The following is a 16,254-nucleotide window of genomic DNA, read 5'->3' as shown; positions in this document are numbered from 1 at the left end:
GGGTTATGCGGCTTCGGCTTGGCGTTCGGCGGCGCGCCATGGATCGTTGGCGCGGGCTAACGCAGCCATGGGCGGAGGGCTGACGCTGTTTCCGCACATGTGAACCTGCTGAGTTTTGGTGAACGGCTTACCGTCGGCGCCGTGGCTGATGATGTAGTCGGCGGGAAAGCCCTGAGCCTTGTACAGCTCTGCCGGTTGCAGCATCCGCAGGCAGATGTCGACGATCACGTACGGCGTGCCCTTGATGGTCACGGTGACCAGGCCCAGTCGATCCTTGGTGGTGATGGTTGGCGCTGGCGCATCGGCGGCGCTCATGTTCTCGGTGCCGTAGTAGCTGATCAGGAATGCCGCGACGCGCAACGCGCCTTCTTCGTGCTCGGGTGACAGCGTGTACTCCAGCAGCGCGTGATGCTCGGCGCCGGCAGTCATTGTCGGTACCGGCTCGTCCATCCCCCGTCCGATGCAGTTTTTCCGCAGCGTAGTCAGGTGGGCGGAGCAAAGCGCGTGGTGCTGCCCGGTTGTGACTGTAGGTACCGGATTCTTCAGATCAGTTGCTGCGTGGCCGGTGGTGTTGGTGATCAGTGTTGCCGTCACCAGCTGCTGCTGGCTGCCGGTGTTCGTCACCGTGGTCATCGGATCGTCGACGCTCTTGGCGTCGGTTGTGTTGAACCCGCCGTTCATCTGGGCCATGAACACCGTTGAGATACCCATAGCGTGGGCCGCACCGGCAGGGCGCTGGTAGTTGCCGCCGCTGGTGATGGTCGGCAGCGGTTCATCGAGCGCCTTGCCTTCGTCCGCAAAGCGGAACTTGACCAGGTGCGCAGCGGCGAGCGCATGTTTCACGCCACCGGCGACAACTGTGCCCAGAGGATGGTCAAGGCCGGGCACGCGAGGCTCCTGACCGACGCGCTCGCCATAGCCCGTTTGAATCAGGGTAGGGCTGATCAACGTCAGCTCGCCGCGATTCGCGCAGGTGACCGTCGGCAACGGGGCGTGGGGATCGTTGATCCGGTCGCTGCCTTGATGGGTTGCTGGCGCAATGATCGGACTGGCCATGGCGAACGATCCGCCGCGCGGCCAGGACGTCACGGTTCGCAGCGGTTCGTTTGCGGACTGAACGCTTTCCCCGGACCAGTTCGCGATCGGCACAATGAACGGGTCAGCCGCATCAATGACGAACTTCTTCATTCCCTTGGCGATTCGGCGCAAAGTGGCAGGTGCCAGCGGCTTTGCCCGGTCGAAAATGCTTTTGCTCGGGATGGTCCAGTCGATGCACTCGGCGGCGGTGCGCCACTTCTGCTGCCCTTTGACCGGCTGCTTTGCGTGGGTCGGCTCAGGCCAGACAATCGGCTGGCCGTCGCAGCGAGCGATCATGAACAGTCGCTCCCTGCTGGTTGGCGCGCCGAAGTCGCAGGCCTTGATCACTCGCCATTCAACGGCATAGCCAAGACGCTGAAGCTCGGCGACGAACACTGCCCATGTCTGCCCGCGGCGTTTCGGGTCAGGTACCAGGAACTGCTGGTGGACTGGAACGACTTCACCAGGTGCGGCAACGCCGCCGCCCAGTTTCACCACGCGCCCGGTGGTCTTGCAGCGCTTGGCTATCAGCGGCCCCCACTGGAGGATCTGTTTCACGTTCTCCAAGCTGATGACGCGGGGCTTCTTCTTGCCGGCCCACTTCAGCCCGATCCACGACAGGTTCCGAATCTCGCGCTTGCGCGGCTGACCTCCGGCCGCCTGGCTGTGGTGTGTGCAGTCCGGTGACATGTGGAACCAGCCAACGGCCTTGCCGCCGCACTCTCTATCCGGATCACCATCGAACACGTCGGTGGTGTAGTGCACGGCGCCCGGGTGATTCACGGTGTGCATGCTGATCGCCTGAGGGCTGTGGTTCTTCGCGACATTCACTGCGCGGCCCAAGCCCATCTCCAACCCAGTACCGGCACCGCCACCACCGCAGAAGAAGTCGACTACGATCTCATCGTCCTGAGTGCTGAAGCCGAGTCCGTATTGAGTTTTGAAATCGAAGGGGTATTTCTTCTGTTGTGCGGACATACGGGATCCTCGCCTGCCGGCGTGATTATTTGTATTAAGGAGAGTTCTTTTGCGGTTATGCGGCGCGGGATGGAGATGGTTTCCAGTCGGCAAATCCGACCTTCTGCGCGCCAGTTTTAGGGTTGATGATCGGCTTGTTTTTCGCGTCGACGAGGGCGGCTTTCGTTCTGATCTTCAGGTCTCGACACACGATGCTTGCCCTGGCCATTTCCATGAACTGCTGCGCGTACTGGGGGGCGTCGAACATCGGGGATAGGCGCACGCTCTTTTTGCTCGCCATGATCCTGGCAACCTCTGCCTCGACCGCTTCTTCCCACTCAGCAATAGTCCGCTCAAGACGCTTGCCGCCATCCATCTTGTGGGTGCTGGTGGTCTCCTTGGCCTCTTCGCGAGCCCAGCTTTCACTCATTCCAAACACGGCAAAAGTAGTCATTGGATCACTCCAGGCAGTCGAGGGCCTTCTGCATAAACTGGTTGATGGTCATTGATTGGTCTTCTGGATCCATCGCCCGCTTGATCCACATGCAGGCATCTTCGACGCTGTCTTGCAGGTCGCTCAGCTCGTCGGCGAGCTCTTCAGCCTCGCTTTCGATGCGGCGCATGCTTTCCTGCAGCTCGTCTTGCTCTGCGCGCGGATCAATTGATTGCGCAGTCAGCCTCCGGGTAAGTTCGGCGGCAGCTGCCGGTTCGATCGGGGCGTAGTGCAGGCACTCTTCGTCGCTCAGGGCATTTGCGGGAATGCTCATGGCAGTTCTCCAGGCATACGCCTGCCTCGCCGGCTGGCGTGATTCGTAGAAGTGGGGTATTTGTGTTCGGCCCGGCATGGAGCCGGAATGGAGAAGTAGATGGCAGATGCAGAACAAAGCTTTGCGGCGTGGCTTCGCAGCGGCGACATCCAGACATCCATCCGGAAGTGTCAGGAAATCTTCAATTCCGGCATATTTTCATCGTCAGGAATTTCAAATCCACTTTTCGAGCCCGCCGTCGTAACGCTTTTAATTAACTTGAATGATTTGCTGGGGAAGTCGAACAAGGATGAGATGAGAGTGGCATTCTCAGAGCATGTCGAACTAACCGACAAAATTAACGACGTGACCGACCTTGTCAGGGAGTGCAGAAACGCCGCTTGCCACATTGGTAGTGGGGAGCATCTTTTCGAAGGTCTCGGAAAGTTTACGTTTAACGTTGTCTCGGGCCTGTCCCCTAATGCGTTCAATCTCAACGGCGTGAAGCTTGGTTGCGATTTCGCGGATGACATTGCCATTTACTACGGAGAAAAGCGCTTATACCTGAGAAGGCACCTGCTTCTTGCGCTAGAAGCCGTTGCTAGAAATTATCCGCCTATTCATTAGGTTCAGTGTGCTTTGGCACGCCGGACTTTGAAGTGGAGCATCGCCTTGATGCTGTGGCAGTAATCCTGAAGCCGCTCATAGGCCTTGTATTTGGCTTGGCCTCGAGTAGCAGCCCATACCCTGACCAAGTCTTCGCGGGCTTCCCGGTTCCAGTCGAGGTCATCCCAGTCATGCTTGAACGGCAGGACCAACCATTCTTTCAGAGGCAGCGTCTCGGCCATTTCGCCGTACTGCATTTCGTGGGTGGGGTGGTAGTTGCTGATCCGCTTCTTCGGGTCCTCGTCCAGCACCACGCCGATGTAATGGCCCCGGTCCGCCAAGATGACGCCGGGCTTGCCATAGGCGATGACGCGGCGGCCAATTTCGGCGGGCACCTGATAGTGCTGCCGGACGTACGCGCAGTTGTGATCCATGGATTATCTCCAGTCAGGCGCCGCCCTCCGTGACCGGATGCGCAGCGTGGGTAGGGGTTATTTCGGAATTTCGATTTCGTCTTCAGGTTCTGGCGGATCGGCTGCGAGCGACTTCCTTCCGGCAGCCTCAATAAGTCTCGACACCTTTTCGGTAACGACGATAGGTGTCTTGACACCTTGCAACATCTTGGCCTGAGTTTCGAAGTCGGCGGCGATCAGGTTGATCAGGAGCCGCTGGTGAATGTCCTGCTGGTTGTTGATGCCATGGGCTGCCATGACGCGCTTGAGGTCTGGCTTGAACACCCCGGCCACCTCAACCGTAAACTTCTCGACGCCCAATGCAGCGTCCTTTGCTGCTGCCTTCTCGCGCTTTTTCTTTTGCTTGATCGCTTCCTTTGTCGGCTCCTGTACTTCGGCCATGGCCTACCTCTTCAATTCCGCTGGCCGGCAAGTCCAGCCAGGTCTGTTTGCGGCGCTGCTGCACCTGTCTGCTGATGCGCTTCATTTTTCGGCAAACGTAATGCCGTTCTCCTGGGCGATCAGCTTCACACGGCTGATGCGCATGTCGAGCGCGGTCGCGGTGGCGGATGCTGTCTTTCCCGCCTTGGCCAGAGCCTTGACCTTCGGCGCGTCTTTATCGCGCAGTGCCCGCAGCTTCTTGGCGTGAGGCGTGGTGCCCAACACTGGCGCATTGGCGCTGACGCCTGCCGGGATCTGCTGAATGTGTTTGCCAGAGCCGAAGAAGTCATCCAGAGCCCGGTTCAGTTGGGTGGTGATCGCGTCACGCGGATCGGGCATAGGCACGCCGATCATTGCTGTGCACCGAAGTAGGCGAACACAACCAGCAGCACCGAGCATCCGATGGTCCAGCGCAGGAGAGTCCGCCCGAACCGGCTGCCGGTCATCCGGACACCTTCGAAGAAGTCAGCGTTCTGCTCGAGTTGCTTCGCGTAATCGCAGGCCATGTCATGGCCGTCACGGGCGCCGCGGGAGATGCCGGTGTCATGCTCGACAACGTCGAACTTGTTGCCGCCCAAGGGGATGACGTTGAAACGCGGCGCCCGCACTGGCTCTTCGCGACCGATCATCTTGTACATCTCCGATGTGGATATCGAGACACGCTCCCGCATCACCTGCAGGATCGCTTGTTTTTGGCGGATGGTTTGGTTCATGGCTGATCCCTCGGTGATGGGTTTGCGTTTATCCGTCAGCACTCGGCGCCGCCTGCTGGTTGCCGTTGGGCGCAGGGGAGAGTGCTGACGGGTAAACGCGAGGCGAAAAAAAGCCCGAGATCACCCGGGCTTTTTCGTTTGCTTCACACGAAGACCTCCCTACGTGAGAAGCCCACCAGGCTCGCTACTGGCGACAGCCTGGGGTTGAATCGTCATCGGTTCGTTGTCGCTGGGGTAGGCCTGCCGGTTGCCCGGTGGTGCGCGGTGACACCGTCGACCAAGATGTCCGCTGCCTGCTCATGGATTCTCGAGCGAATATGCAGGCTTTCTTCGCTACCCAAGGTGAAGCGTTGGTCTATTTCATGGTGGTCATCCTCCAGTGCGCGCCGTTGGCATTTTGGCGGGCGCTCGCCGTTCTCTGGTGTTACTGCATGCAGGTGTCCAGCGTCTGCTGGGTTGGCGTCCGCATCCCGCTGCCCACTCAGTGAATGGGCAGAAGTGATGCCTACTGGATGGCTCTCAGCTCGCTACGCAGCACCCAGTTACCGGACGCTTTCACCATGCAGCCAACGAACGGTGCGTACTTGGTTTCGCGATCGGTTTGGTAGCCGTAGTAGGAGCAGACGCCGCGCTTGATGATGCTGCTGATGAGAAGCCCTGCGACCAAGAGCACCCCGAGGATGATCAAGGCCTGGCGCAGCCGCTTGCTCACGCTTCGATACCGAAGTCTTTGAGACGCAGGCCGAGCTCATTGCCGATCTCGGCGAGGACCTTCATCTCTTCGGGGCTGATGTTGCCGTCGCCTTCGGCCACCGTGAGCATGTTCACGAAGACTTCTTCGGCGTCCGCCGGGTTATTTTTGATGTCGCGAATCTCACGCAGGATGTTCATCCGACCGAGACGGAAACCCGCCTGCAACTGTTCGGTGAACAGGTTGACGGTGCTGGTGATCTCGGAGCCGAAGTGCTCGAGGGCTTTGTTGGCGCGGATCTGGATGTCGATCTGAGCCGCTTCGTTCTTGCTGATCTCGCCATCCGATGCCGCAACCAGCAGGCAGCCGCCGACGATAGCTTGCATCAGGTCACGATTTTCCAGTTTCTTGACTGCGCGCTTGGCGCCAAACAGCTTTTTACCGATACCGAACATGGGTGATTCCTCTGGGTTGGGTTACATCCCGCTGCACCCTGTCGCCAAGGTGCAGCAGTGATGCTGTCCGCCTATCCGCGAGTGCGGTCTTTCAGGATTCGAATACGCCCTTCGTCAAACCACTCAGGCTTGAGCAGCACGTTGTTATTCCTCGAGCAGGGTGGTTGGAGTCGGTACTGGTCTGGTCCGCCCAGCTGTTGAGCGCGCGCGGTGATCACCCCGTAGAAGCCGGTGATCGTGTCTTCTGCTTTTTGCCCGAGTTCGATCATGATTTTCCTTTGGGTGAGTTACGCCGCACGCTCGAGTGTTTCGGCGCGGCGGGTGATTCGGATCTGGGCCATTCGAACGGTGGGTGGTCGACGATCGCGCCGAGCCGGTTCGACCGACTGGATGTTGCTAACGGCGTTCATGGCCATCAGCGTGGCCAGGACGAAGCACATCGGCGAAATGATCTGGCGGCGCATTGCTTCGGCGACCAGAGCAGCGCGGCGAGTGACGCCGAGCTTGAACATTGCGTTGGTGAGCCGTTTCGCGACGGTGGCGGGTGATATGCCCGCCTCTCGGGCGATTTCCTTTGCTGTCAGCCCGAGGGCTACCCAAAGCAGGAACTGAAGTTCTCGCGGTGCCAACCCGCGTCCCAGGTGACCCTTCCATGCGCCGTTGACGATTTCGGATTCCATCGTTGTGACTCCCGGTTGTTTTCCCAATGCACCCGGCCAACCAGGTGCATCAGTGAAAATTTCCGTGTCCCTTCGGCGCTACTGGCGCGGTACGGGCTCGTTCAAATTGTTCACCTGGTCGCGGCTCAGCCCACCAGAACACTTTTTTTGATCGCTTTACGCTGCGCGCCTTGGGTAGTGGCCACCCATCTGAACCGTTGAGGCCGGTTCATCGCTGCCTTCCATCTGGCCGGTTGTTATCCGGCGATGGGCAAAATATAGGGCAGCCTTTATTATGCGTCAACAGGTATGCCTTTATTTTTTGTTTTGGAAATGAAAATAGTTGCAGATGCGCTGAATCATTTTTTTCTGGTGCAAAAAAAAGCCCAGCTTCAGCCGGGCTTTTGTCTGTGATGGAGGACTTACTGGGTTGTGGAATCGCCGACCTTTTCAACTTTTGAAAATTTGAACAAGAAGTCAGGAGCAGTCATTTTCCCTCGCTCTGTCAGATTCTTCGGCTTCCCGATAGCCCCTGAGAACATGACAACGTTGCCCTCGGCCATCTCTGCAATCTGATCGTAGAGAGGTGTGCCGTTCTTTATGAGCGTGTTGGATCCTGAATCTGACAGGCTGTTGTTCCACGTGCTGAACGTGATGTTGTCCACAAGGAGTTTGATTGTCATAAAGGCGTCCCCATCGCCGTTGGTTCCCAGCTTCTCGATCGTGCCGTACCAGCCACTGATTTTTCTCGGGTCACCTTTAAGCTTTGACAGTGCGTCAAGCCGCTTCCTTGCAACTGTCGATTTCTTCAAGTCGTTTGGTGCCGCCTCGTACTGCGCAGAGTAATCCTGCACAGTCTCGATAAAACCCTTTTGGAAATCGCTGACCGTGACAGTTTTTGTTTCAGCGCTTGCCATGCTGCTGGCGGCCAGGAGAAGCAGAAGTCCTGCGATCTTCTTCATAATCATCTTCCATGTGGATTGTTCTGTGGGTGTCGCACTTACCAAAGCGCTGAAGACCAAAAGACTTTGCCTAAGACCACGATCTCTTTCTGAAGCATATCTTGAATTGTGTACTCTTCATCAGGGTGCTCGTCACGGTTGAAGCTCCGCATGCGGATTCCCCCGCCAGCCAACCGATATAGAGTTTTCACCCTTAGTTGTCCGCCATGATCTAACGCGTACATTTTGCCGTCAGTGATATTTGTGCAGCCCCTGTCGACACCAACCGTGCTCCCGTGCGGAAGCACAGGCTCCATGCTATTTCCAGATACGCTAACGCACACTGCGTCTGATGGCTGTACACCTTGACGACGCAAGGTGGCTTTGCCAAATCTGAGCTTCTGTTTGGGAGACTGTTCAACGGCAGTGATGCCCGCGCCTGCAGACAGCTCTACTTCCTTGAGAAACGGCACGTACACCTCATCGTCATCCAGCGGTGTGTCATCGTCCCACACATCCAATTGGCCGAGTAGTACCGCGTTTGATTCGATAGTCGAAGGCGAGATGCTGGAGTGAGGCGGGCGATTGCCTTCTGGCGAGCCGGTCCCATCTGCTAGCCAGACTGGGTCAACCCCACAGATCTGGGCAAGCTTGATCAGGTGACCCGAGGTCCTGGTAAGACCGCGCTCGATCTCCGATACGGAGGCTTGTTTGATGCCTGCGCGCTCCGCTAACTCGACCTGAGTAAGGCCGGCGTTTTTACGTGCGCGTTTCAATCTGTCTTTGAGTTCCATGCCCGACAATTTATAGGCCAGCCTTTAGAGTTGCAAAAAGGTATTCCTTTCCCTAACATAAAGGCATCCCTTTATCTGGGCGGAATATTGATGAACACCAATTTCAAAAAGCTCGTAGAGCATTTCGGTTCGCAGTCGGCGACCGCTGCCGCCCTGAACGTTAAACAAGGGTCGGTAAGCGGCTGGGTCAGAGGCCTTCACGGCTGCTCCGCCGAGGTCGCACTGCGCGCGGAGATCGTTACAGGAGGAAAGATTCTGGCTCGTGATTTGAGGCCGAGTCTTCCAGACCAGGCTGCCTGACTGTTGGGCCCATTATCAGCTCATCGACGGGCAACGGCAGCACTCCGCGTTTAGCTGTTGATTCATCCAGTACTTAAATGACAGGCGCAAAAAAGCCGGTGGCTAGACCGGCTTCTTTAAAACGCACAACACTTGAGGGGCCATTATGAACACGATCGTCGCTCCAAGCAATACGGTCAGCATGTCGAGCCGGGAGATCGCGGATCTGACCGGCAAGCAGCACAAGGATGTCATTCGTGACATCCGCGTGATGCGCAAAGCGCTGTCCGATGATGGCGCAGATCTGCGCCATCTCCGTGAGATCAAGGACGGGCGCGATTACACCGCCGAATTCCACCTTGATCGCGTCCTTACGGAAACCCTGCTGACCGGCTACAGCATCCCGCTTCGTCATCGTGTCGTGACACGTTTGGCTGAACTCGAAAACGTGTCGCGACAGGTCGTCATTCCGCAAAACCTCCCTGACGCACTGCGGCTTGCTGCTGACCTGGCTGACAAGAATGGCGAGCTTCAGCGCGTCATTGAGAAGCAGGCCCCCAAGGTCGCCGCTATCACTCGTTTAGCTGCGGCCGGCGGCGCGATCTGCATCACCGATGCCGCCAAGCAGCTTGGCCTTGCGCCGGCGCGATTGTTCTCTTGGCTCGAGCAGCATCGGTGGATTTTCCGTCGGCACGGATGCAAGCGTTGGGTGGCGTATCAACCCCGCATTACCTCTGGATACATGACTCACAAAGTGACTGCGCTCAAGTCCGATCCCGAAACCGGTATTGAGCGCGCCGCCTTCGACCCTATGGTCACCCCTAAAGGCCTGACACGCCTCGCTGAACTTCTGCAGGAGGCCGCGTAATGGCCGGCGACTGGATCAAATTCGAACTCACCACTCTGGACAAGCCAGAGGTCTGCCAGATCGCCGACTTGGCCGACATCGACCCTGACGCGGTCGTCGGCAAGCTGATGCGCGTCTGGGGCTGGTTCGACCAACAAACCGAAAACGGTAACGCTCCGAGCGTTAGCAAAAAGTTACTTGATCGTTTGGTTGGCGTTATCGGTTTCTGTGAACACATGAAATCGGTCGCCTGGATGATCGAGTCCGAGGGTGTTATCAGCCTGCCGCATTTCGACCGTCATAACGGCAAGACCGCTAAAAACAGGCTTCTCACGGCAAAGCGCGTAGCAAACCACAAAGCAGGTAACGCAAAAGCTAACGCTGCAATCGTTAGCGGTGCGTTACCTAAAGAAGATATAGAGAAGAATAAAGAACCTCTCTCTGCGCGCGACTCCGTTGACCCTCGTATGCCAAGCGAGATGACCCTCGACTGGACGCCCGACGCCAAACTGCTGAAGACCTATGCAACTCACTCCGGGGTGGTGTTGACGTTGTTCACCGATGAGGTGCGCCGCGCATTCACCGCTCACTACGAACCTCGCGGACAGGTGAACACCCAGGCCGAATGGGTGCAGATGCTGGTCAAGTGGGTGCTGAACGACAAGGCCCGCACAGCGGCTTCGAACGTCACGCAGTTCAAACCGAAGGCCGCACCTGCCTCTGATTTCGATGATAGCGACACTGACTGGCCGAACGGGGTGACGTCATGAAGACCGTCTCGGTGATCGCTCAGGATCTTTGGACCAAAGCCCGGTCGGGTGAATTTATCGCGGCGGGGGATGCAGCTCCGGTAGTGAATGAGGCTCACAGCACGTTGGTGGCAGCCATCAACGAATTGTTCAAAGAGCTGCGTTCCATCCGCTCGGCGTGGCGCCAAGCATGGCCGGACAAGGAAACCTATCAGGCTTCGAAGCGCCAATGGTTTCAGGCTTTTCTGGAGGAGGGCATCTGCACTCAGGGCCAGATAGATTTCGGCATGGCACAAGTGCGCAAGCAGCCTGGTGATTTCATCCCGAGCCCTGGCCAGTTCATCGAGTGGTGTAAGCCGACCCCTGAAATGCTTGGTCTGCCACCACTTGCCGCAGCACACCGGGAAGCCTGCCGTAACGCTCACCCAGGCATGGCCGGGCAGGGTAAGTGGTCGCATGACGCGGTGTGGCACACGGCCAAGGAATGCGGATTCGAGAGCCTCAACAAACTGGACGCGTCTCTCAGCCTGAAGCTTTTCGAACGCAACTACACCATCACCATTCGCCGTCTGCTGGCTGGCCTTCCGCTTCAGCCAATGCCAAAAGCACTGCCACCACGCACCGCGGCGAAGGCGACACCTGAAGTTGGGCTGGGCGCCCTTGCAAAGCTGCGCGCCACGCTGGGAGGTGGCCGTGGCTAATCCCCATCTCGTGACCACAGACCCGGCTGATTACCGTTTCGCAGTGCACTGCTGCAGCTACAAGTGGGAGCTCACCGACAAGCCCGATCGCGCGGTAGCGCTGTTCGCCGATTCCGCTGCCGCCGGCCGGTTTGGTCACTCGATGTGGCCTTCGACCTATGAGGTGATCGACCGCATCACTGGGGAGCGGGTATGCGCGTGACCTCGAAAAAACTCCGAGCTTCGGCGAACGGCCAAGACTGCACGCTGCGCATGCCTGGTGTCTGCAACTACAACCCGGAAACCACCGTACTCGCGCATCTGCCTTGCGGGCAGAAGGGCATGGGCATGAAGGGCTTCGACACAGTGGCGGTGTACGCGTGCAGCGCCTGCCATGACGTGATCGACGGCCGCGCCGCTGGCGACATCGACTGGCAGGACATGCCGCGTGCCATTGCCGAAACCCATGAAGGCCTGATCCGGGCCGGAATTCTGACCGTTAAGGGGGCTGCATGATCGCCTTTATCGAAAGCAACCTTGTCGTAATTTACCTCGTCTTCCTTTTGACCGTTTGCGAAGCCTGCTTCTGGGGTATCCGCCGTGTAACTCGCCGTGCACGAATTGCGCGTGGTGATCGCGGATGAAGGCCTTCACTCCAAAACTGTTTAAGTTGAAATCCGACCGGGCCAAGCCAGTCGATAGGGAAGGGCTGGAGCAGGCCGCGCTGATGCGCGAGCTTGAGCTGTGCCACCCGGAAGCATTCGATTTGATGTATCACGTTCCGAACGGCGGCCATCGCGTCAAGGCTGTTGCGGCCAAGCTGAAGGCCCAGGGCGTGAAGGCGGGTATTCCTGATCTGGTGCTCAGCATGGCTCGCGGTGGCTACTTCGGACTGTACGTCGAGTTCAAGGCCACGCCACCGAATGACGCGGCGGTGTCGGCGAACCAGCAGGAGCGTCTGCGCAAGCTGAACGATCAGGGATATCTCGCCATCGTCTGCCGCGGGCACTTCGACGCGATGGAGCAGATCCGCGCCTACCTTCGACTCGCTCCTACAGTGGTGGCCGCATGATCGAGCCAATCAAAATGAATCCATGCCCGTTCTGCGAAGGGCCTCCCTGCATCATTGCCCGCAACTGGATAACCCAGGAAGAGGTATTTGAGGAGCGCAAGCAGACAGACGACTTCGATGAGGCATATGAAGCGCATGTCTGGTGTCATGACTGCGGCGCCCAGGGCCCTAACATCAACACATGCTCTCTCGGCACGTTCGAGCATATCTACGACCTGGAAGTGGCTGACGTGATGCGGATCGCGATTGAGCGCTGGAACGATCGACACAACCGGGCTCGCAGTTGCTATGACGGCGGCGAAAAAGAAGGTTTGAACATATGGCCGAGGGCCGCGGAATGACCACTGCAGCGGTGAAAATCACCGATGCCGAGATCAAGCGTCAGGCTGCCACCAGCGTTCGAAACCTGCGCGACATCGAGAACCGTGGTTTGTACCTGCGCTTCACACAAGCCCGTGATCGAGCATCGTGGTACCTGGTGGTGAAGGGGGAGTGGAACCGCATCGGTCACTTCCCCGACCTCAACACTAAACAGGTGATCTCGGCGCTGCCGGCGATTCGCCTGCGCCTGGAGGCCGGCGCAGGCTCGAACCTGTCGAAGTGGATCACAACCGGCGAGCTGCTGGACTGGTTCGCCGAACGCATGGCCCGTGATCGCAACCTGTCGAGCAAGCGCAAGAAGACCGGCGCCTCGGCCATCAAGTGCCACCTGATCCCGCGCCTTGGTGAACTACCGCTGACCAGCGTCGACAAGGCCACCCTCGACAGCCTGTTGATGTGGCCACTGCAGGAGACGCTGTCCATTGACTACGTGCGCCTGGTGTTCCAGTTGCTGGCCCTGGCCTTCCGCCAAGCCTTCAAGCTGGAACTGATCGCCTCCAACCCCATGGTCGGCATCAAGTTCAGCGACTTCTCCAAGGCCAAGGTCGGGATCAAGCCGTCTCGGCTGCGCGGCGTGCAACTGCCTGAACTGCTGGAGCAATTGGCCGATGTGTTCGTCTCTGCCCCGCGTGACGCGATGCTGGCCCTGCTGATGCTCTGCCACGGCACGCGCATCGGTGAAAGCCGGTTAACTCAATGGCCGCACATCAGCCTGGCCGAGCGTGAGTGGTTCATCCCCGGCGATCACACAAAGACCGGCGTTGAGCATCATTTGCCACTGACCGAGCAGATGTGCGCGATCCTGATCCGTTACCGCGAGTGGCAGTACGCCAATGGGTATGAAGGCCAGTACGTGTTCCCTGCGCGCAATGGAAAGCCACTCAGCGAAGGTCAGGCCAGCGCCGTGTTCACCCGGCTTGGCAAGGGCGAGTGGACCAGTCACGACCTGCGCAAGGTGGCTCGCACCGGATGGGCAGACATCGGCATCGACCACCTTATCGGCGAGCTGCTGATCAACCACGCGATGGGTCACAACGTGAAGGTTTACATCCAGTCGGACGTGATGGGGCGCAAACGCGATGCCCTGGAGAAGTGGCACGCCCATCTAGACCAGCGTGGTTTTGCCCGGATTCACGGATTGACCGGGAATAGATTAGGAGATTCCGGTAATGCCCTGGAAACCACGGAACACAAGGCCCGCGAGGCCATTCGAGAATCAACCATAGGCGAGGTTTAAAAATGGCAGTCAAGTCGGCATTTTTTCGAAGGCTGATCTGGAGGTTCAAGTGCTTTCAGGTGATCAAGGTGCCGACGGCCTTCTGGGTTGGGTTCTGGTTTGTGCTCGGCGCCTATCAGGCATTGATTGTCATTGGATGGATTTCGCATCTGGCTGTATTGGTATTTGGCGAGGTTTAAAAATGGATAAAAGAACGCATGGTCCCGCCTTTGTGCGACGCCAGATCCCGCTCACCGATTGCCCATCCTGTGCCGGGAAAGGGTTGGTCAAGGGCGTGTTTCATCAGCTCGACTGCATCGGTTGCCATGCGTCCGGCCTGGTGCACGCCGAAACGCTGGAGCCGCTGCCCCTGGATGACCTGGTCGTTCAGCTCGGCATGCTGATCCGTCATGAGCGCCACATCGCAACGTTGCCGCGGGAGCCATTGACCATGGCCGATCTGTACCAGCAAACCAACACTCGCGGGCCTGGTGGCTCGGCCATAAAGGGGGACTGATCATGGCGAGAACGAAGAACTTCACCGAGCGCACCGCCGAGGATCTGCTGGAGCATTGGGGCCGCTGGGTCGTGCTGGGGTCCGGCGTGTCGTGCTGTGCATCCCGTGAGAACACGCTGCACACACCGATGATCACCGACGATGATGCGCTGATGATTGACGGCTTGATGGGTCGCCTGCTGAAGCGCTACCCAGAATGCGGCAATGTGTTGATGAGGTACTACACAGCCCGGGACAAGGCTCTGATCGATGTCGGCAAGAAAATGGGCTTCGGCGAAGAGAAGACTCGTCAGCTCTGGAAGGCTGGTATTGCGTGGATTGACGGTGCTCTGGATTTTCGTCGCGAAGCTGCTTGACAGGGCCGGGGTCTAACTATAGATTTCAGTTACTTTGCGGTTTTTCCGCGTGCAAAGCCCGTCTCTGAGATGGGCTTTTTGCTTTCTACAGTTCACAGAGCCTCGGCATTTGCCGGGGCTTTTTCGTTTTCGGCTCCACCACACCCATTGCTCCGAGCTGGGAGTGCTGTTGGAGCCGAGCCAATACAGTCATGCAGTCGGAGTCGAGCGCATGGATCTTCTGCATCGCCTGTTCGACAAAGCTGAATGGCTTATCGCGGGCTTGATTGGCGCGATTGTCGCAAGTTGGTGGCATAAGGAAGACCTTACCGACTGGCGAGCTTGGGCGATTTTCCTGGTCACTGGAGTGGCTTGCTCTCTTTATCTGACAGGCATGGTCAGCGCATATCTCGGCGTTACTGAACCGAGCATCGTCGCCGGCATTGGTTTTCTACTTGGCACCTTCGGCGGCTCACTTCTGGCAGCGATCAATCGCGCCATCAAGGCCGCGGATCTTTGGGCGATTATCCGCCAGAGGTTCGGCGGAGGTAACCCACCATGAATTTTGAACTGATCAACTCCATCGCCTGCGGCTTGATTGCATTGTGGGCCACATGGTGTGTTCTGAGCGGTCGAGTACGGGATGGCGTCATCGGCAAGCTGATCTATTCGGCGATCGCCATCAGTGGTTTTGTTGTTATGACTCGCAGCCAGAACATTTTCTTCGGGCCAACAACGGCGGGACTGACCTTGCACGTATCACTGGCTTTGGCCGGATTGCGTCATATTTTCATGGTCATCTGGTGGCAACGAGTGAAGGGCTGGCTTTGCCGTACGCTCAACTGCGAGCACTGTCTTGGCTGTGAAGGCCAGCATGTGCCAGACAAAGCGGATCGTGGCAACCACTGAATCAGTGAGGCATATATGGTCAGCATCGCCGCAAGCGCGAATTTGGAAGAACTGTCGAAAGCGCTTCGCACATTGGGCGCAAAACAGCTGCCTTTTGCATATGCGCTGATGGCTACTCGGCTGGCAGTGCTGGTGAAGAAAGGTGAACTATCTGTCATGCGGCAGCGTTTGGATCAGCCGACCACAACCACCATGAATAGCCTTTATGTCCAGGTCGCCAAGAAGGGCAAGCCAGAGGCTCGGACTTTCTTCAAGGATGCTTGGACTTCTGGCGTTCCCGCGGACACCTACCTTCAACAGGCAGTGAAGGGTGGTCGCCGACCACACAAACGTTTCGAGAAAGCTCTGATCGCGAAAGGACTCATGAAGCCGGGTCAGTACGCAATACCGGCACCTTCAGCGCTCAACCAGTTCGGCAACGTTCCGCGCGGCACAATCATGAAGATTCTGTCCGGTCTCGGCGCCGCTGAGACCGTTAGCGGTGTTCAGGCCAATGCCACGGGCAGTAAGCGAAGTAAGCGCAAGGGCAACGCGGACAGGTATTTCGCGGGCGATGTCGATGGAACGCAGGGTATATGGGAGAAGCGGAAGACCGCCTTCGGGGATGCAGTCCGCCCCGTCTTTGTATTCAGTGACAGCGAGCCTGGGTATCGAGTGATCATTCCGTTCTACAAGATCGCAGACAACATCGTAAAGGCGAACCGAGAGCGAGAGTTCGCCAGCGCGATGGATCAGGC

Annotated in this window: 29 protein-coding genes; 16 read left to right on the top strand and 13 right to left on the bottom strand. The window is 58.0% G+C overall.

The annotated features are described in order from the left end of the window. Positions 1-3: 3 nt before the first annotated feature. Genes DBR24_RS02015 through DBR24_RS02005 form a run of 3 tightly spaced genes read right to left on the bottom strand, consistent with a single transcriptional unit; the run spans position 4 to position 2,801 of the window. On the bottom strand, positions 4-2,055 hold the full coding sequence (locus tag DBR24_RS02015; RefSeq protein ID WP_128613741.1) for a DNA cytosine methyltransferase: 2,052 nt from the start codon (positions 2,053-2,055) through the stop codon (positions 4-6). A gap of 55 nt (positions 2,056-2,110) precedes the next feature. Continuing rightward, entirely contained in the window at positions 2,111-2,488 is a 378-nt protein-coding gene (locus DBR24_RS02010; protein WP_128613740.1) for a hypothetical protein, read from the bottom strand. A 4-nt stretch (positions 2,489-2,492) separates the two neighbouring features. Further along, complete coding sequence (locus tag DBR24_RS02005) at positions 2,493-2,801, bottom strand: hypothetical protein (RefSeq protein WP_177490394.1); 309 nt, start codon at positions 2,799-2,801, stop codon at positions 2,493-2,495. A gap of 99 nt (positions 2,802-2,900) precedes the next feature. Between DBR24_RS02005 and DBR24_RS02000 the strand changes: the two genes are divergently transcribed. Beyond that, positions 2,901-3,407 (top strand): hypothetical protein, encoded by a 507-nt coding sequence (locus tag DBR24_RS02000; RefSeq protein ID WP_128613739.1) that lies wholly within the window; start codon positions 2,901-2,903, stop codon positions 3,405-3,407. A gap of 2 nt (positions 3,408-3,409) precedes the next feature. Here DBR24_RS02000 and DBR24_RS01995 read toward each other — a convergent pair whose 3' ends face one another. The 10 genes from DBR24_RS01995 to DBR24_RS01950 all read right to left on the bottom strand — a co-directional run bounded on the left by DBR24_RS01995 (position 3,410) and on the right by DBR24_RS01950 (position 8,532). Beyond that, on the bottom strand, positions 3,410-3,820 hold the full coding sequence (locus DBR24_RS01995; RefSeq protein WP_128613738.1) for a hypothetical protein: 411 nt from the start codon (positions 3,818-3,820) through the stop codon (positions 3,410-3,412). A 57-nt stretch (positions 3,821-3,877) separates the two neighbouring features. Next, entirely contained in the window at positions 3,878-4,240 is a 363-nt protein-coding gene (locus tag DBR24_RS01990; protein WP_128613737.1) for a hypothetical protein, read from the bottom strand. Between the two features lie 81 nt (positions 4,241-4,321). After that, positions 4,322-4,633 (bottom strand): hypothetical protein, encoded by a 312-nt coding sequence (locus tag DBR24_RS01985; protein WP_128613736.1) that lies wholly within the window; start codon positions 4,631-4,633, stop codon positions 4,322-4,324. Continuing rightward, positions 4,630-4,992 carry a hypothetical protein gene (locus DBR24_RS01980; protein WP_128613735.1) on the bottom strand — a complete coding sequence of 121 codons (363 nt, stop codon included), beginning with the start codon at positions 4,990-4,992 and terminating at the stop codon, positions 4,630-4,632. The genes DBR24_RS01985 and DBR24_RS01980 overlap by 4 nt, the downstream gene beginning before the upstream one ends. 505 nt (positions 4,993-5,497) lie before the next feature. Continuing rightward, positions 5,498-5,704 carry a hypothetical protein gene (locus tag DBR24_RS01975; RefSeq protein WP_256591240.1) on the bottom strand — a complete coding sequence of 69 codons (207 nt, stop codon included), beginning with the start codon at positions 5,702-5,704 and terminating at the stop codon, positions 5,498-5,500. Beyond that, positions 5,701-6,138 (bottom strand): tellurite resistance TerB family protein, encoded by a 438-nt coding sequence (locus DBR24_RS01970; protein WP_128613734.1) that lies wholly within the window; start codon positions 6,136-6,138, stop codon positions 5,701-5,703. The genes DBR24_RS01975 and DBR24_RS01970 overlap by 4 nt, the downstream gene beginning before the upstream one ends. A gap of 71 nt (positions 6,139-6,209) precedes the next feature. Further along, on the bottom strand, positions 6,210-6,407 hold the full coding sequence (locus DBR24_RS01965; RefSeq protein ID WP_128613733.1) for a hypothetical protein: 198 nt from the start codon (positions 6,405-6,407) through the stop codon (positions 6,210-6,212). An 18-nt stretch (positions 6,408-6,425) separates the two neighbouring features. Continuing rightward, positions 6,426-6,818, bottom strand: coding sequence for a response regulator transcription factor (locus DBR24_RS01960; protein WP_128613732.1), 393 nt, complete (start codon positions 6,816-6,818; stop codon positions 6,426-6,428). Positions 6,819-7,219: 401 nt separating this feature from the next. Beyond that, positions 7,220-7,759 (bottom strand): hypothetical protein, encoded by a 540-nt coding sequence (locus DBR24_RS01955; RefSeq protein ID WP_128613731.1) that lies wholly within the window; start codon positions 7,757-7,759, stop codon positions 7,220-7,222. Between the two features lie 38 nt (positions 7,760-7,797). Then, a complete protein-coding gene (locus DBR24_RS01950) occupies positions 7,798-8,532 on the bottom strand; it encodes a helix-turn-helix transcriptional regulator (RefSeq protein ID WP_128613730.1) in 735 nt (244 codons plus the stop codon). A gap of 90 nt (positions 8,533-8,622) precedes the next feature. On the opposite strand from DBR24_RS01950, the gene DBR24_RS01945 reads away from it, so the two are divergent. The 15 genes from DBR24_RS01945 to DBR24_RS01880 form a co-directional block, all read left to right on the top strand. Beyond that, entirely contained in the window at positions 8,623-8,832 is a 210-nt protein-coding gene (locus tag DBR24_RS01945) for a Cro/CI family transcriptional regulator (protein ID WP_128613729.1), read from the top strand. A gap of 145 nt (positions 8,833-8,977) precedes the next feature. Then, positions 8,978-9,679: a phage antirepressor KilAC domain-containing protein gene (locus DBR24_RS01940; protein ID WP_128613728.1), complete on the top strand. Its 702-nt coding sequence runs from the start codon at positions 8,978-8,980 to the stop codon at positions 9,677-9,679. Next, complete coding sequence (locus DBR24_RS01935; RefSeq protein ID WP_128613727.1) at positions 9,679-10,428, top strand: DnaT-like ssDNA-binding domain-containing protein; 750 nt, start codon at positions 9,679-9,681, stop codon at positions 10,426-10,428. Before DBR24_RS01940 ends, DBR24_RS01935 begins: the two co-directional genes overlap by 1 nt. After that, a complete protein-coding gene (locus DBR24_RS01930) occupies positions 10,425-11,108 on the top strand; it encodes a replication protein P (protein ID WP_128613726.1) in 684 nt (227 codons plus the stop codon). Before DBR24_RS01935 ends, DBR24_RS01930 begins: the two co-directional genes overlap by 4 nt. Next, positions 11,101-11,310 carry a hypothetical protein gene (locus DBR24_RS01925; RefSeq protein ID WP_128613725.1) on the top strand — a complete coding sequence of 70 codons (210 nt, stop codon included), beginning with the start codon at positions 11,101-11,103 and terminating at the stop codon, positions 11,308-11,310. Before DBR24_RS01930 ends, DBR24_RS01925 begins: the two co-directional genes overlap by 8 nt. Then, positions 11,301-11,603, top strand: a complete 303-nt coding sequence (locus tag DBR24_RS01920; protein WP_128613724.1) for a nuclease domain-containing protein — start codon at positions 11,301-11,303, stop codon at positions 11,601-11,603. Before DBR24_RS01925 ends, DBR24_RS01920 begins: the two co-directional genes overlap by 10 nt. Positions 11,604-11,727: 124 nt before the next feature. Further along, positions 11,728-12,159, top strand: a complete 432-nt coding sequence (locus DBR24_RS01915) for a VRR-NUC domain-containing protein (RefSeq protein WP_128613723.1) — start codon at positions 11,728-11,730, stop codon at positions 12,157-12,159. Further along, positions 12,156-12,500 (top strand): Lar family restriction alleviation protein, encoded by a 345-nt coding sequence (locus DBR24_RS01910; RefSeq protein WP_128613722.1) that lies wholly within the window; start codon positions 12,156-12,158, stop codon positions 12,498-12,500. The genes DBR24_RS01915 and DBR24_RS01910 overlap by 4 nt, the downstream gene beginning before the upstream one ends. Then, on the top strand, positions 12,479-13,777 hold the full coding sequence (locus DBR24_RS01905; RefSeq protein ID WP_371921214.1) for a tyrosine-type recombinase/integrase: 1,299 nt from the start codon (positions 12,479-12,481) through the stop codon (positions 13,775-13,777). Before DBR24_RS01910 ends, DBR24_RS01905 begins: the two co-directional genes overlap by 22 nt. A gap of 2 nt (positions 13,778-13,779) precedes the next feature. Then, positions 13,780-13,956 (top strand): hypothetical protein, encoded by a 177-nt coding sequence (locus DBR24_RS30880; RefSeq protein WP_158277014.1) that lies wholly within the window; start codon positions 13,780-13,782, stop codon positions 13,954-13,956. A 2-nt stretch (positions 13,957-13,958) separates the two neighbouring features. Further along, complete coding sequence (locus DBR24_RS01900; RefSeq protein WP_128613721.1) at positions 13,959-14,273, top strand: hypothetical protein; 315 nt, start codon at positions 13,959-13,961, stop codon at positions 14,271-14,273. Between the two features lie 2 nt (positions 14,274-14,275). After that, positions 14,276-14,629: an antiterminator Q family protein gene (locus DBR24_RS01895; RefSeq protein ID WP_128613720.1), complete on the top strand. Its 354-nt coding sequence runs from the start codon at positions 14,276-14,278 to the stop codon at positions 14,627-14,629. A gap of 211 nt (positions 14,630-14,840) precedes the next feature. Continuing rightward, complete coding sequence (locus DBR24_RS01890; RefSeq protein WP_128613719.1) at positions 14,841-15,170, top strand: MFS transporter; 330 nt, start codon at positions 14,841-14,843, stop codon at positions 15,168-15,170. Further along, positions 15,167-15,517 (top strand): hypothetical protein, encoded by a 351-nt coding sequence (locus tag DBR24_RS01885; RefSeq protein ID WP_128613718.1) that lies wholly within the window; start codon positions 15,167-15,169, stop codon positions 15,515-15,517. Before DBR24_RS01890 ends, DBR24_RS01885 begins: the two co-directional genes overlap by 4 nt. A 15-nt stretch (positions 15,518-15,532) precedes the next feature. Further along, the coding region (locus DBR24_RS01880; RefSeq protein ID WP_128613717.1) for a hypothetical protein at positions 15,533-16,254 on the top strand (722 nt) is incomplete at its 3' end.

It is taken from the genome of Pseudomonas sp. HMWF006, assembly GCF_003061205.1.
Classification (GTDB): domain Bacteria; phylum Pseudomonadota; class Gammaproteobacteria; order Pseudomonadales; family Pseudomonadaceae; genus Aquipseudomonas; species Aquipseudomonas monsensis.
The sequence above is the reverse complement of the archived record's forward strand: the minus strand, read 5'-3'. Positions and strand labels throughout refer to the sequence as shown.